This window comes from Mesorhizobium sp. LMG 17147 (assembly GCF_024297145.1).
Classification (GTDB): domain Bacteria; phylum Pseudomonadota; class Alphaproteobacteria; order Rhizobiales; family Rhizobiaceae; genus Mesorhizobium.
The window spans coordinates 1-524 of the sequence record NZ_JANCTC010000064.1; the positions used below are offsets into that span (position 1 = coordinate 1).

Here is a 524-nt window from a genome sequence, read left to right on the forward strand (position 1 = left end):
GCGGCAAGCCTGTGTGGTGCCAGCAATGCGACGGAGTTCGCCCTGTTTGCGCAGGAGCGCAAGCAGGCGCTGTCGCGGCTGATCGACTATGACGCAGCTCCCAGCCACGACACCTTCTCGCGGCTGCTGCGCCTGCTCGACCCGGAGGCCTTTGGTCGCGCCTTTGCTGCCTTTGCCGCAGCTTTCGCCCGAGCCAGCCGAGAGACGCCCGAGGTGGTGTCGCTTGACGGCAAGGCTTTGCGGCGGGCCTACGAGAAGGGCTTGGCAGCCAGTCCGCCGTTGACGGTGTCGGCCTTCGCCGCCGAGACCCGGCTGTGCCTGGCGGCAGTCTCGCCGAGCGCTGGTGAGAACGAAGTCGAGGCCGCGCTCAAAGTCATCGAACTCATTGATCTTACGGGCAGATTGGTCACCGCCGACGCGCTCCACTGCCACACCCGCATGGCTGCGGCCATTACCCAAAGAGGTGGCGATTACCTGCTTGCGCTGAAGGGCAACCGTCGTCATTGGCTGCGCCGTGCCAACCT

1 protein-coding gene is annotated in these 524 nt (G+C 65.8%); it reads left to right on the forward strand.

What is annotated here, in order from left to right:
* Positions 1–524, forward strand: a 524-nt coding sequence (locus tag NMG46_RS29585) for an ISAs1 family transposase (protein WP_254820788.1), incomplete at both ends; no start/stop codon positions are given.